15 protein-coding genes are annotated in these 15,194 nt (G+C 38.1%); all 15 read left to right on the top strand.

Features of this window, described 5'->3' with window-relative positions; translation table 11 throughout:
* Nucleotides 1–68 precede the first annotated feature (68 nt).
* The 15 genes from ADG03_RS07240 (at nt 69) to ADG03_RS07175 (ending at nt 15,066) form a co-directional block, all read left to right on the top strand.
* Complete coding sequence (locus tag ADG03_RS07240; RefSeq protein WP_003016564.1) at nt 69–767, top strand: GntR family transcriptional regulator; 699 nt, start codon at nt 69–71, stop codon at nt 765–767.
* A gap of 228 nt (nt 768–995) precedes the next feature.
* Nucleotides 996–2,273: a glycosyltransferase gene (locus ADG03_RS07235; RefSeq protein WP_049473217.1), complete on the top strand. Its 1,278-nt coding sequence runs from the start codon at nt 996–998 to the stop codon at nt 2,271–2,273.
* On the top strand, nt 2,270–3,247 hold the full coding sequence (locus tag ADG03_RS07230) for an NAD-dependent epimerase/dehydratase family protein (RefSeq protein ID WP_049473216.1): 978 nt from the start codon (nt 2,270–2,272) through the stop codon (nt 3,245–3,247). Before ADG03_RS07235 ends, ADG03_RS07230 begins: the two co-directional genes overlap by 4 nt.
* Nucleotides 3,222–4,049: an MBL fold metallo-hydrolase gene (locus ADG03_RS07225; RefSeq protein ID WP_049473215.1), complete on the top strand. Its 828-nt coding sequence runs from the start codon at nt 3,222–3,224 to the stop codon at nt 4,047–4,049. The genes ADG03_RS07230 and ADG03_RS07225 overlap by 26 nt, the downstream gene beginning before the upstream one ends.
* A complete protein-coding gene (locus ADG03_RS07220; RefSeq protein ID WP_049473214.1) occupies nt 4,015–5,280 on the top strand; it encodes a F390 synthetase-related protein in 1,266 nt (421 codons plus the stop codon). The genes ADG03_RS07225 and ADG03_RS07220 overlap by 35 nt, the downstream gene beginning before the upstream one ends.
* Nucleotides 5,281–5,292: 12 nt before the next feature.
* Complete coding sequence (locus tag ADG03_RS07215; protein ID WP_049473213.1) at nt 5,293–6,237, top strand: 3-oxoacyl-[acyl-carrier-protein] synthase III C-terminal domain-containing protein; 945 nt, start codon at nt 5,293–5,295, stop codon at nt 6,235–6,237.
* Nucleotides 6,238–6,317: 80 nt separating this feature from the next.
* Nucleotides 6,318–6,650 (top strand): putative DNA-binding protein, encoded by a 333-nt coding sequence (locus tag ADG03_RS07210; RefSeq protein WP_003016592.1) that lies wholly within the window; start codon nt 6,318–6,320, stop codon nt 6,648–6,650.
* Nucleotides 6,651–6,684: 34 nt separating this feature from the next.
* A complete protein-coding gene (gene ffh / locus ADG03_RS07205) occupies nt 6,685–8,256 on the top strand; it encodes a signal recognition particle protein (protein WP_049473212.1) in 1,572 nt (523 codons plus the stop codon).
* A 65-nt stretch (nt 8,257–8,321) separates the two neighbouring features.
* A complete protein-coding gene (locus tag ADG03_RS07200; protein WP_049473211.1) occupies nt 8,322–9,089 on the top strand; it encodes an alpha/beta hydrolase in 768 nt (255 codons plus the stop codon).
* Between the two features lie 105 nt (nt 9,090–9,194).
* Complete coding sequence (locus tag ADG03_RS07195; RefSeq protein WP_049473210.1) at nt 9,195–10,178, top strand: acetylxylan esterase; 984 nt, start codon at nt 9,195–9,197, stop codon at nt 10,176–10,178.
* A gap of 520 nt (nt 10,179–10,698) precedes the next feature.
* A complete protein-coding gene (locus tag ADG03_RS07190) occupies nt 10,699–11,706 on the top strand; it encodes a DUF5677 domain-containing protein (protein WP_000763879.1) in 1,008 nt (335 codons plus the stop codon).
* Nucleotides 11,707–12,232: 526 nt separating this feature from the next.
* Complete coding sequence (locus tag ADG03_RS07185; protein WP_000933618.1) at nt 12,233–12,919, top strand: DUF3800 domain-containing protein; 687 nt, start codon at nt 12,233–12,235, stop codon at nt 12,917–12,919.
* The gene (locus tag ADG03_RS07180; RefSeq protein WP_000097857.1) at nt 12,909–13,430 is read left to right on the top strand and encodes a hypothetical protein; all 522 of its coding nucleotides are present in this window, start codon (nt 12,909–12,911) and stop codon (nt 13,428–13,430) included. Before ADG03_RS07185 ends, ADG03_RS07180 begins: the two co-directional genes overlap by 11 nt.
* Nucleotides 13,431–13,634: 204 nt before the next feature.
* A complete protein-coding gene (locus tag ADG03_RS11775; protein ID WP_006151551.1) occupies nt 13,635–13,775 on the top strand; it encodes a hypothetical protein in 141 nt (46 codons plus the stop codon).
* Nucleotides 13,776–14,436: 661 nt separating this feature from the next.
* Nucleotides 14,437–15,066, top strand: coding sequence for a TetR/AcrR family transcriptional regulator (locus ADG03_RS07175; protein ID WP_000113543.1), 630 nt, complete (start codon nt 14,437–14,439; stop codon nt 15,064–15,066).
* The last annotated feature ends 128 nt before the right edge of the window (nt 15,067–15,194 follow it).

Genomic DNA, 15,194 nt, shown 5'->3' with positions numbered 1-15,194 from the left:
CCAATCTCTGATTGAAGAATTAGGAATTTTACGCTACAATAGAGATAACACAGAGAAAGAGCAAGGTTATGATTCCAGCTTACATTCAAATTCATGATCAGATTAAGTCTGAGATTGATCAAAAAATATGGAAAATCGGGGAGCGTCTTCCTAGCGAACGCGATCTAGCTGAGAAATTTCAGGTGAGTCGGATGACGCTTAGGCAGGCTATTACCCTTCTGGTTGAAGAAGGAGTGCTTGAAAGACGTGTAGGAAGTGGTACCTTTATCACCAGCACGCGCGTTCAAGAAAAAATGCGGGGCACAACCAGTTTTACAGAGATTATGAAATCGCAAGGCAAGGAACCTTCTAGCCAAGTGATTTCTTACCGGAAAACCATTCCTAGCCTCCAAGAAGTGGATAAATTGGGCATTGATAAGACTGAGACCATCATTCGGATGGAGCGGGTCCGGTATGCCGATGGAATCCCTGTTGTTTATGAAGTGGCCTCTATTCCAGAGAAATTTATTAAGAATTTCAATCGAGAAGAGGTAACCAGCCATTTCTTCCAAACCTTGGAGCGTCATGGTTATAAGATTGGAAAGTCGCATCAGACCATCTATGCGCGATTGGCCAAGGATAAGATTGCGGACTACTTACAGATTTCAAAAGGGCAGGCTATTTTAGGTCTGACACAGGTTTCCTATTTTGAAGATGGGACGGCGTTTGAGTATGTAAAAAGTCAGTATGTTGGCGAGCGGTTCGAATTTTATTTGGAAAATAACTAAGCTCGCAAATCGTAAAAATAGAAAACTCTTCAAATGTGTGAGAGGCTCACTCTCTTTGGCATTTGGGAGCTTTTTTTAGGTTGAAGTCATTCTTTCTAAATAGTGATAGTACGGTCAAAAATAAAAGATTTAAAAAAATTTTATTTTTTCTTCAATTTTTGATTTTTTTTACGAATTAATAGATAGAAGCTAGTTTTAGATCTAAAAAAAGATATAAGGCAGGAAAAAATGAAAAAAATTAAAATCGATGTGGTAGCTGTTCCCTTGAGTGGGCATCTGTACCCAACTTTAAATCTCGTTAAACCCTTATTAGATGATCCAACTATGGAAATCCGAGTTTTCACGGGTCCTCAGAAAAAAGCCGTCGCAGAAAGTCTCGGCTTCACAGTCGTTCCGATTCTAGAGGACAAAGTAGAAGAGTTTGAACGTGCGGCTAATAACGATAAGAAACTCAATCTCTTTTCAGCTTATCGGCAATTGTCCAAAAGTCTTGATTTGATTAATCATGTATCAGATCAATTGCTAGAGGAGTGGCGCGTCAATCGTCCAGATATTGTCATTGCTGATTTCATCACTCTATCAGCTGGCTTTGTGGCAGAACAGTTAGAAATTCCTTGGATTACCACCATGGCAACCCAATTTGTAATCGAAACTCCTTATGGTCCTCCTTGCTTCTTCGGAGGGATGGGAGTCGCGCGCACGAAGAAGGAAGAGAAGATACAGGCACTATGCCGTAAACTCACGCGCATTGGAAAATACTGTGGGGCTTTCCTCTTACGCAAACGCTTAAAACGTTACAATTTCAAGTTGTACAATCAAAATGGAGTGGAGACCATCTACTCTCCTTATGCCGTCTTTGGAATTGGGATGATGGAGCTAGAGTTGAAGACACACTTCCCTCATCAATATGCGTGGCTTGGCCCTTTGGGTACTTCTATTGAAAAAGCAGAAGATTATCCTTTAGATCTCATTCCTTACGAGGATAAGACGAAGGTACTCGTGACATGTGGAACCCAGTTGCCTTGGGCAAAAGAGAACTTGCTAGAACAAACCAAGCAGTTGGCCAAAGAGCATCCAGAATGTCACTTTTTCGTCACCTTAGGAGATGGAGCAAAGGAATTCTCTGAAGAAGAAGTAGCGCCAAATGTGACGGTCGTCTCATATCTACCCTACAAAGAATATATTCCGCAGATGGACTATGTCATTCACCATGGAGGAGCTGGAATCTTTTATCAGTGTATCGAATTTAAAAAACCAGCCTTGATCTTGCCACATGATTATGACCAATTTGACTATGCGATTCGAGGAGTAGAAGCAGGAATTGCCTTTCAAGCACATCGCAATCGCACCGAAGAGATTCAAGCAGGTTTTAAGGCTCTATTAGAAAAAGAATCTTGGGAAAAGTTAGAAAGACTAAACAAACTTTCAAAAACCTACAAGCCGTTGGATACCTTGGAGTTTGAGATTCAACGATTATTAAGACGTGGAACGGATGGTAAACTATGAAAATTCTTGTAACAGGTGCGACTGGCTTCCTTGGAAAATATGTGATCGATGAGTTGTTGGCTCACGATTATTCCATTGTAGCCTTTGGCCGAAACGAAAAAATTGGGAAGGCTCTGGAAGGTGAGCGCGTCCAATTTATCAAAGGGGATTTGAGCGCTATTGAGGAATTAAGACAAACCTTTCAGTCTGTTGATGCTGTGGTTCACGCTGGAGCTTTATCCACTGCCTGGGGACCTTGGAAGGCCTTCTATCAGGCTAATGTAGTTGGTACTCAAAATGTCCTTGACTTGTGCCGTGAATATGCGGTAAAACGCTTAGTTTACGTATCTTCTCCCAGTATTTACGCAGCTGGAAAAGACCAATTAAACATTAAGGAAAGCGATGCTCCCAAAGAAAATCACCTCAACAATTACATCCGAAGTAAATTGGCGTCTGAAAAACTTTTTTCTGACTATCCAGATGTGCCAAGTATCATCTTGCGTCCTAGAGGATTATTTGGTGTGGGGGATACCAGTATTTTACCTCGTGTCTTACGCCTCAGTCGAAAAATTGGAATTCCTTTGATTCGTGGAGGAGAGCAGCTCATGGATATGACCTGTGTGGAAAATGTTGCCCTAGCCATTCGCTTGGCTCTAGAGGCCAAAGAAGCACACGGACAGGTTTATAATATTACAAATGGGGAACCAAAGACCTTTAAGTATTTGATCGAAACAACACTAAAGGGATTGGGAGAGCCGATTCGCTATCGGAAAATTCCGGAAGGTCTAGTAGCAGGTGCGGCTTATAGCCTTGAAGGAGTATATCGATTATTCCATCTGAAAGCTGAGCCTCCTTTGACTCGCTACACCTATTATCTCCTTCGATATAGCCAAACTCTCGATATTCAAAAGGCCCAAACAGAACTTGGCTACTATCCAAAAATGACCATTGAAGAAGGGATTGACAACTATGTCCAACATGATCAAGCGCATTGATTATTTCCCAGCAGGCTATTGTAGTAGTCATTCTGGTCTCTTATTTAAAGAGATTCCGAATGAAAAAATGCAATTTCCAGCAGGTGTCTTTTTGATTCATCACCGTGAAAAAGGCTATATTTTGTACGATACCGGCTATCACTACGAGATTAAGAAAAAAGCTCGGTATTTCTGGTACCGTCTAGCCACCCCAATGCAGATGAAAAAAGAAGACCAGATCGATTATTTATTGCAAGAGCGTGGAATTGATCCGGCAGAAATTACTTATGTGATTCTTTCGCATTTGCACCCGGATCATCTCGGTGGAGCAGCCCTTTTTCCAAATGCTCATTTCTTTGTTACCCAGGAAGTCTATGAGGTGTACCAAAAACCTAAATTTAAAGATCTGATTTTTAAAGAGTTTTTGCCAGCTGATTTCAAAGATCGGGTGACTTGTCTTAAAGCAGATCAAAGGCATCCTGCTTTCCCCTATCGCCCGACTGCGGATTTTTTTGGAGATGGGAGCATCCTTGTTTCGTCCATCGATGGACATGCGAGAGGGCAAGGTTGTCTTTATCTGGATGAGTTCAAACTCTTCATCGGAGCAGACCTTTCTTGGGGAGTAGACCTCTTGCCTTACACAGGGCAAATGCGTCTCATCCCCTCCTTGGTTCAGGATAATAAGAAGGCTTATCTTAAAGGAGCTGAGTTGCTGGAAACACTCTTGCAAGATGGCATTCAAGTTGTGGTCAGCCACGACCCGCAAGAACGGATTGAAAGGATTTTAAATGAAAAAAACAGTCTTTCTGAAAACCTTTATTGAAACCAGATGGTGCCACCGATTCCGTTCAAAAGAGGCCTTGAAGCGATATCAATATAAGCAATTGGCGCGCTACCATGCTTTTATCACTTCTCAGTCTCCCTATTTTCAAACCCATTCTCCCGAATCCTTTGGAACCATGGATAAATCGTTTATGATGACACATTTCAATGAACTCAATACCCTAGGGGTGGATCGAGATCAGGCTTTAGAGATGGCGATTCGCGGAGAACAGACGCGAGATTTTACTGAGATGAATGGAGAAGTAGCAGTAGGCTTGTCTTCTGGGACTTCAGGCCACCGAGGAGTTTTTGTCACCACAGAAAAAGAGAGAAGTATGTGGGCTGCAGCGATCTTAGCCAAGATGCTTCCGAAAGGAAAACTATTTGGTCATCGCATTGCCTTTTTCTTACGAGCGGACAATGAACTTTATCAAACCATTAACTCAGGCCTTATCCGCTTGGAATATTTTGATATTTTCAAGGATAGCAAGGAGCATTTAGAGCGTCTCAAAGACTATCAACCAACTATTGTGGTCGCACCAGCTTCAACCTTGATTGAGTTAGCCAACTATGTCAGCAATCAGCAACTTGCGATCCAACCCGTCAAGGTTGTCTCTGTCGCAGAAATCCTAGAGGAACGAGATGCTGAGACAATCGCCAAAGCCTTTCAACTAGACACGGTTGATCAGGTCTACCAAGCGACAGAGGGATTTTTAGCTTGTACCTGTTCAGAAGGCAATCTACATCTTAACGAAGATATTTTGTATGTCGAAAAAGAGTACCTAGATGATAGCCGCTTTTATCCGATTATTACGGATTTCAAACGAACCAGTCAACCGATCTATCGCTACCGCCTCAATGATATTTTGGTAGAAGAAAAATCTCCTTGCCCTTGTGGTTCCGTCTTTACTCGAATCGCAAAGATCGAAGGACGATCAGATGATATCTTCTATTTCAAAAAAGAAGATGGCAGTAGCCAGATGATCTATCCGGATTTTATTCGACGGTGTATTCTCTTTGTCGAAAATATTCAGGACTATCAAGTAACTCAGTTGGCAGATAGATCCATTACCATTGCCTTGAGTCACCGGACAGAGTCTATTGAGCAAGCGATTTTTGCTCAATTCGAACTCTTAGCTCAGCAAAAACAATTCATTCTTCCAAGTATTCAATTTATCGATTACCAATGGGACCCAACACGTAAATTAAAACGTGTTCAACGACTTCAATAAAAGGAGAATCCTATGACTACTGTAAAAAGACATTTGCAAATTAAAGGCTATGGAACAGCGCTTCCAGCTCATACAGTTTCTTTCAAAGACCAGACTCGTTACCGCGTGAAAGAAGGAGAAGAAACACAGATTGATCTTGCAGCGCGTGCGATCGAAGCTGCTTTAAACCATGCGGGTCTTGAAATGGCAGACATCGACTGCCTGGTTTCGGCTAGTGCAGTTGGTGTTCAGCCCATCCCTTGTACAGCTGCTTTGATCCATGAGCGCGTGGCCAAGGGACTGACGATTCCTGCCATGGATATCAATACTACCTGTACCAGTTTTGTATCAGCCTTAAGCACCATTTCTTATCTGATTGAAGGTGGAGAATACCAACGGGTGCTGATTGTATCCAGTGAAGTAGGAAGCCTAGGGCTTAATCCCAAACAAAAAGAAAGCTTTGAACTGTTTAGCGATGGAGCCGCAGCTTTTATTTTTGAAGCAACAAAAGAAGATAAAGGAATCATTGCTAGCATGCAACGTACCTGGTCAGAGGGAGCCCATGACACCGAAATTCGTGGTGGTTTGACAGCGTATCATCCGAAATTGTACTCTGACTCAACAAAGACTGATTTCATGTTTGACATGAAAGGGAAGAAAATCCTTTTGCTTTCTGCCCGTGTTATTCCAGAAATGTTCCAAGAATTCGAAGAGAAATCAGGCGTTTCTAAAGATGCTGTAGACTATATTATTCCTCACCAAGCAAGTCGTGCCTTACCACTCGTCATGGACAAATTGGGCGTTGGCAAAGACAAGTACCTCAATATTGTCAGTGATTATGGAAATATGGTTTCGGTAGCCGTTCCTTTCGGCCTAGCCTATGCACTGGATCATGGCTATGTGAAGGAAGGAGATACCATCTTCTTGATGGGAACTGCAGCAGGGATGACGGTCAATATGTTGGCACTGAAACTCTGATGATGAATCCTCTCATTTCAAGCTCAAAAAGCTTCAAGTCCCGCTAGTCTTTAGCGGGCTTTTTTGATATAATGAAAGGTATGGAAATTGAGAAAACCAACCGAATGAATGCGCTCTTTGAGTTTTATGCAGCGCTCTTGACGGACAAGCAGATGAACTACATCGAGCTCTACTACGCAGATGACTACAGCTTGGCTGAGATTGCAGAAGAGTTTGGAGTGAGCCGTCAAGCGGTCTATGACAATATTAAACGTACAGAAAAGATTTTGGAAGACTACGAAATGAAACTCCATATGTATTCCGATTACATTGTTCGTAGTCAGATTTTGGATCAGATTTCTGAAAAATACCCTGAAGATCCTTTTTTACAGGAACAAATTTCTGTACTTTCCAGTATCGATAATCGAGACTAATGATTAAATACAAGACAGAACTAGGAGAAAGAGTATGGCATTTGAAAGTTTAACCGAACGTTTACAAAACGTCTTTAAAAATCTTCGTAAGAAAGGGAAAATCTCTGAAGCGGATGTCCAAGAGGCAACCAAAGAGATTCGTCTAGCCCTCTTAGAGGCCGACGTTGCCCTTCCTGTTGTAAAAGACTTCATCAAACGGGTCCGCGAGCGGGCTGTAGGTCATGAAGTCATCGAAACCTTGAACCCTGCCCAACAAATCGTGAAGATTGTCGATGAAGAATTGACAGCGATTTTGGGTTCAGAAACAGCAGAAATTATCAAATCACCTAAGATTCCAACCATTATCATGATGGTCGGTCTTCAAGGGGCTGGTAAAACAACCTTTGCGGGTAAATTGGCCAACAAATTGGTCAAGGAAGAGAATGCACGTCCTTTGATGATTGCGGCCGATATCTATCGTCCAGCAGCCATCGACCAGTTGAAGACTCTTGGTCAACAGATCAATGTCCCTGTCTTCTCACTTGGTACAGAAGTCCCTGCAGTAGAGATCGTTCGTCAAGGTTTGGAGCAAGCAAGAGCCAACCACAATGACTATGTCTTGATCGATACGGCTGGTCGTCTGCAAATCGATGAAAAACTCATGGGCGAATTGCGCGACGTCAAAGCACTTGCCGAGCCAAATGAAATCCTCTTGGTTGTCGATGCCATGATTGGTCAAGAAGCGGCCAATGTGGCGCGTGAGTTTAACGAACAACTCGAAGTGACCGGGGTCATCTTGACCAAGATCGATGGGGATACCCGTGGTGGTGCGGCCCTTTCTGTTCGTCAGATTACTGGGAAGCCAATCAAGTTCACTGGTACTGGTGAAAAAATAACCGATATCGAAACCTTCCACCCGGACCGTATGTCTGGTCGGATCCTCGGTATGGGGGATATGCTGACGCTGATCGAGAAGGCTTCTCAAGAATACGATGAGAAATGCTCTCTTGAACTCGCTGAGAAGATGCGGGAAAATACCTTTGACTTCAACGATTTCATCGATCAGTTAGACCAGGTTCAAAATATGGGACCAATGGAAGACCTGCTCAAGATGCTTCCAGGGATGGCCAATAACCCTGCCATGAAGAACCTCAAGGTCGATGAACGAGAAATTGCTCGCAAACGTGCGATCGTATCATCCATGACCCCAGCTGAACGCGAAAATCCAGATTTATTAAATCCAAGCCGTCGTCGTCGGATTGCTGCTGGATCAGGAAACAGCTTTGTCGAAGTCAACAAATTCATCAAAGACTTTAACCAAGCCAAGCAGATGATGCAAGGCGTCCTCTCTGGCGACATGAACAAGATGATGAAACAAATGGGCCTCAATCCAAATAACATGCCGAAAAACATGCCTGGTGGAATGCCGGATATGTCTGCCCTCGAAGGCATGATGGGACAAGGTGGCATGCCTGACTTGTCAGCTCTTGGCGGAGGCGCTGGAATGCCTGATATGAGCCAAATGTTTGGTGGCGGTCTCAAAGGAAAAGCCGGTGAATTTATGATGAAACGGGCGATGAACAAGATGGCCAAACAAATGCGCAAAAATAAGAAAAAACGGAAATAATCGTTTCTAATAAGGGCCTGGAACACACTGTTCTGGGTTCTTTTAGAAACTACTACTAGAGGATCATGTTAAAAAAACTATTTCAACAAGTCATTCGTTTCTTTGCAAGATTGTTTTCTTCGCACAGCAAGCCCTTTGAATTCCCAAAAGGATCGAAGAAACCAGCGATCAGACCGATCATCTTTGTACCTGGAAGTTCAGCTAGTATCCAGCGATTCAATGGAACCATCCGTATGCTCCATCGCTTTTCTAGAAAAAAGCAAAGTCTCTTAAAAATAAAGGTCAATAAAGATGATTCTATAGAGATGGAAGGAAGACTGAATACGAAAGAGCCGAATCCAATAATTGTGATTGGCTTTGAGAATAATCGTGATGGCTACAGCAATATCAAGCAGCAAATCGAATCTCTTAAGACCGCTCTTACCTACCTTCTTGATCACTATCATTTTACAGAGTTCAAGGCTGTCGGTCATTCCAATGGAGGATTGGTTTTGACTGGTTTACTGGAAAGTGGCTTTTTAGAAAAGAAAAAGCTGACCGTAAGAAAGCTCGTTATTATTGGCAGTCCTTACCAATTCAATCAAGAAATGTTTGACGATTTTCAAAAATGGAAGCATCGCCTAGGAAAAGAAGTAGAGGTCCTTAACTTTGTTGGTAGCTTTGCTGGAAAATCAGATGGCATCGTTCCCCTCTCTAGTGCCCAAGCAGCACAATCTATTTTTGAGAAACAAGCCTATACAGAAGTGAATTTAAACGGTCGCAAGGCTCATCATTCAGCTTTACCCACTAATCCAGATCTAGTAAAACAATTAAGTCTATTTTTGAATCTATAATTTAATTACATAATTTCGGTTATGTAATTTTTATTTGTCTCTTGCAATCCTTAAGTAAATATGGTACATTTTTGGTAGCGATTACACATACTTAAGGAGGATTTTATGAAAAATCCCAAATTATTAGAAACAATGAAAGATTACAAGGGACGGGATGAGGTTCCCGCAGATTTTGATGCTTTTTGGGATCAAGCCCTAGCAAAGATGACTGAACTGCCTGAATACAAGCTTAAAAAACAAGATTTCAGCATTCCAAATGTGATTTGTTATGAATTAACCTTTAAAGGAACACGAGATGGGCTTGTTTATGCGCGGGTTGTTTTCCCAAAAACGGATCAAAAAGTTCCCGTTATTTTCCATTTTCATGGTTATATGGGCCGTTGTTGGGATTGGGCTGATATGCTGGCTTATATAGTAGCCGGTTATGGTGTTGTATCTATGGACGTAAGAGGTCAGTCAGGCTATTCAACAGACGGAGATCGCTCACCACTTGGTAATACGGTAAAAGGACAGATTATCCGCGGAGCCGTGGAAGGGCCGGAAGAGCTCTTTTATAAGGATGTCTACTTAGATCTTTACCAGTTAATTGAAATTGTAGCCAGCCTTCCTCAAGTAGACGACAGTAAACTTGCCAGCTACGGAGCCTCTCAAGGTGGTGCCCTGGCCCTGATTGCTGCTGGATTAAATCCCCGAATCCAACGAACAGTCGCCATTTATCCATTCTTATCGGATTTCAGACGGGTATTAGAGATCGGAAATACCAGTGAGGCCTATGACGAGCTTTTCCGTTATTTCAAGTTCCATGATCCATTCCATGAAACGGAAGATCGTTTGATGCAGACTTTGGCCTATATTGATGTGAAAAATTTTGCCCATCGTATCAAAGGACAGGTTCACATGATTACAGGTCTAGATGATGATGTCTGTTATCCTGAAACGCAGTTTGCCATTTATAATCGATTAGAAGGTCCAAAAGAGCATTTAATCATGCCAGAATATGCCCACGAAGCTATGAATGTTCAAGTCAATGATCGAGTCTATAATTGGCTCTGTGGTAGCAAGATTCCATTTCGATATGTAGAAAAATAAGTTAGAAAAGAAAAACAATCAGTAAATCCATGAGATTTGCTGATTGTTTTGTGTTTAAAAGGGATCTAGTATAGAAAGGGATACAAAACAGTCCTATAAAAACTAAAAGTTTATGTACAATTGACTTAACTAGAGCTAAACCATTGATACAACTGAATTAGAAGCATAAAGTACATTCTTTAAAAAGTGTACTTTATTTTTATTTTGTACATTATTCTGGAGTGGTATTTTGTATGTTTTCTAGTTCATAACATCATCTGATTTAAGGGATTATTTTGTACATTTTTTACTCTAATAAGTGCAGAAGAAGTGGTGGTTCAATTGTACATTTTTTTAAAACTTATTTATGTTCCTACTTAACACAAGATATAGATTTTTATTTTGTTGATGGTATAATTAATGATAGATGATGCGCTATTTCTAAACGTAAAATACAAGATTTTCTAATTTATTTTCTTTTAGACTAGAAGATTATTGCAATAAATACTATGTATAAACTATTAAAAAGGTAGGAGCTATAATGGCCGATAAATTTGGACAGTTTTTTAAAGATACACTAAAAGAAATTCTCGTAGAACATGTAAAAGAATTAAAAAATCAATCTGAAATTGATAAATTTTATGAAAAATATGAAAAGGCTGATTTTTCAGGATTATATCTAGAAATGATTAATGACACTTCAAATCAAATGGTAAGAGATGCTAAGATGATAATGCATGAGAATACGTTACTGTTTAGAGGAGAGGAAACAGAAATAATTGCAAGAATAGAGCAAAAGTGGTCTAATGCGTTTGCTACATCTGAGACCATGTATATGATGGTTCTTGAATCTGTAAAAGATTATTCTGATTATGTAAATAAAATTGATAACAAGGAGAGAGAAAAATCTATTCATAAATACACAGCCTTAAAATACATACACGGAAGAGGTCTACAACAATTTTTAGAGATAATCACTTTAATGAAAAATGGATTTGCTGATGGTGCGTATTCTAGATGGCGTTCACTTTACGAATTAAATATTATTGCGTCGTTTATTTCAGAATATGGAGAGGAAGTTGCTGAAGCTTATATTTCATCACATAATACAGAAGATCGTTATGAATGGGCAAGAGCTTGTGGTGAATTTAGTCCTAAAAAGAGATATATAAGTTTTGACGATATCAGAAAAAAATCCAATTTCCCATCAGAATTATGGCAACAACCATATCGAATCTCTAATGAAGTCACACATGCATCATCACAAGGCACATTTAATCGATTAGGTCTAATGGACGGGGAAGAGAAAATAAGTGTAGGGCATACTGATTATGGACTAACAATACCTGGTGAACACTCTGCTATAACAATAGCGCAACTTACGGGGTTGCTTTTGATGGTATATCCATCTGGTGATTCTATAATAGCTGCAAAAATGCTAAATAAGTGGATTGATGTGGTAAGAGAGCAATATTTTAAAACACATGACTATATTTTTCCTGATGAACCCAAATTATGGAATAATGAAAAAAATTTAAGTCTAAGATAGATATTTGATAGAATAAAAAAGTACAAAAAATTAAAATTATTTTTATTAAAGACTCAGCAAAACACAATATATTGTTTTTTTTATTTGTATACATAAAGTTTTCATTGAAAATTACTACATGTTAAAACTAAAAAATTTTGTACTTTTCCCGAGACAGTGGATAAACCCTTGATACAACTGAGTTTAAGGAGTAATGTAGACTATTTGAAAAATGTACTTTATTTTATTATGTAAAATTGAAAAAGCTAGAATAACGTTCATCGTGGTATCTATATTGTAGTCCATTAGGAGATTTTTTAATGTATATTTTAGAAGAAAGTTTGGTGAAGTTGATGAAGAGCAAAAGTACATTTTTAGGTATAGAAAAACAGACACCGAAGTAAGATGTCTGTTCTCCAATCTATTTTAGATTATTGTTCTTAAAAATACATACTAATTCTTGAAGAATAATCCTTTGTAAGTCTTAGTTTTACTGGGGGTTCGTGGTATAATAGAATTATTACTACAAAAATTAGGAGTTATTAAGATGCTCAACTTATATTGTGATGAGTCTTGTCATTTGGAAAATGATGGTGAGAGTGTAATGTTAATAGGAGGGATTTCTTGTCCAGACTATGTAAGGAATATTGTCTATAAGGAGATAAAAGAAATAAAAAGAAAACACGGTATTTCTTCACGTTCTGAAATAAAGTGGAGGAAAGTTTCAAATTCTAAAATTACCTTTTATGAAGATCTTGTAAATTATTTTTTTGATAATGAGCATCTTAATTTTAGAGTAGTTATAATAGACAAAAATAAATTAAACCATAAGAAATATAATCAAACCCACGATGATTTTTACTATAAGCAGTACTTTTATTTAGTAAGAAAATTTCTCTTTGAGGATGATGTTAACGTTTTTATAGATATAAAAGACACAAATAGTATTTTAAAAGTTAACAAGTTAAAGAATATTCTTGAAAACTGGAAGCAGTCACCCAAACATATCAAAAATATTCAACAAATTCGCTCTCATGAAAACTCAATAATGCAATTAGCTGACCTATTGATAGGGGCAGTAGCTTATAAAAATAGGAGCTTTGAAAGTAGTTTAGCTAGAATCAGGCTAAGTAATTTAATCTCTAATAGAGCTAAGCATGAGTTAACAACGAATACAAAGTATAACGCAATAAAATTCAATATTTTTAAAATGGAGTTAAGTGATGAGCAGTAACGTAACAGATTTTTGTCCTATCCTTCCTCCGAAGATAACACTTGATCAATTTAATGGTGACTATGCTCTTTATGATGATTTTTTATATGAGAATGTATTTTTAGAGCAATTGTTCAACTTCAAGATAACTTTTAGAGGGAAATTTGTCGAGTTAAAGTCGTATCCGTATTTTGAAGGTAAAGAAGATAGTTATTTTCATCTTACCTGTAAAAATTTTGATATAGATTCAGAAGAACGAGAACCTGATTTAAGAAGGAGCGAAAGATTATGTTGGTTAAGACCTGCAATAGAAACGGATCATAACAAGATTTGCAAACAAGATTGTTTCTTAATATATGAACGACCGTATAAAAAATCTAATAGAATATTTTTATTAGATCCAGTAGATCGCTATTTTATTGTACTTGAAGAAAGACCTAGTTACTATTTATTGATAACAGCATTTTACATACACTATGATAATGTACTTCGAAAGAAACTGAAAGAATACGATAAATATAAAACTAACTGAGAAAAACAGAAAACGTCCCTATGATTAGGGACGTAATCGCAATCTCCTTCAACAACTTGGTCGATGAGTTAACTATATTATACCAAAACTATAAAATATTGCAAGTATTTAATTAACAGACAGCAATAATTTCAGAGATATTCTCCCAAATGTCCAAATGGATATCTCTATTCCCGCATGAAATTTATTTACAAAGAGTACATTATGGACTTACAAGAACTTTACGACAACCTATCAACTGAGTTAAACACTCTTGGTATTCGGTTAGATAAAAATATTTACCAAGGAATGCAAAAAGAATCGCTAAAAGGATTTCTTAGTGACTTTGAGAAGCCGGTGTATTAGGCACACCTTTGAAGTCAACTCAAGGATGTAGAATCTTTGGATAGCTATCAGAGATTGTTAGATGGGACTGATGACCGCCAATCTGATTATGTTAAGCAATCCATTCAGCGCTTTTACACGGAGTTTGTTGAATCAATCAGGGATGAATTATATTAAAGAACACTGATGACAAAAAGTCTGGCAAATTCCTTGTCAGACTTTAACTATATGATTTTAGTAAAGTATATTCTCACTAAAATTCAGGTTTAATAAATTTCCAGTTTTCACTTTGATAGGGTAGACTTTAGGATATTTTTGTTCCAAAAAAAAACTAAAAGTTTATGTACAATTGATTTAACTAGAGCTAAACCATTGATAAAACTGAATTAGAAGAATAAAGTGCACTCATTAAGTAGTGTACTTTATTTTTGTTTTGTACATTTTTTGTTGATGGCTTAATCAATACTACATCTCTATCAGGCAATTCAGACTCCATTTAGTCCTCTAAAACCCATGTTGAGTGTGTATCTTTGCTGGTAAAAGCTTAGAAACCTTGTAGCGAAGTAATAATGAAAAGCCTTTATTATAAAGGTTTTTCATATTCCAATAAAGAACTTGACATTATTAGTTACTTCCACTACAATAGAATTACATACCATTGGTATGATAGAAAGGGACTGGAATGGCAAGAAATAGAAACTCACATGAAACTAGACAAAAAATACTAGAGGTCTCTAAAAATTTATTTTTAGAAAAAGGATTTGATAATACGTCAATACAAGATATCATAGATGGGTTAGGTGGATTAACAAAAGGTGTTATCTATCATCATTTTGAGTCTAAATACGATATACTGCAAACAATCATTAGCGAAAATAATCAAGAAATTTTAAATTATAATTGGAGAGGAAATACTGGGTTAGAAAAGATACAAAATTCTTTGATGGACTCTTTCTCTAATTTTGAACACCAAAGGCTCGTTTACTCTGCCTCAATCATGCTTAGAAGTCCACGTTTGTTAGGAGAGCAGTATCTAGGTCTATTTTCTGATTTTTTACCCGAAATTAGAGAAAAAGTTTACGAAGGAGTTGAAGATGGGTCTATTAAAACAGAATATCCAGAAGAGCTAGCAGATTTAATTGTTTTAACTCTAAATATTTGGATTGGTTTTCAAATTTCCGTTTTTTCATTAGTAGAATTAAAGCGCAAAATGAATTTCATTAAACTTACTTTTGAAGGTCTAGGGGTACAGTTAATTTCTGATGAAATGATGGAGGTGATTTTCAACTTATTTGATCACTTAAAAAAATAGTAAATAAGTAGTCGCATGACATTCTTGTTAATACTAATTTCTATTTATGTATTATCAATTGAATAAACTATATTACATAATTTATAATTTAAAAATAACACACTTAAAGTGTGTTATTAAAAATCCAC

This window comes from Streptococcus parasanguinis (assembly GCF_001069785.1).
In the GTDB taxonomy this organism is placed as follows: Bacteria; Bacillota; Bacilli; order Lactobacillales; family Streptococcaceae; genus Streptococcus; species Streptococcus parasanguinis_T.
This window is presented reverse-complemented; position numbering and strand designations above follow the sequence as displayed.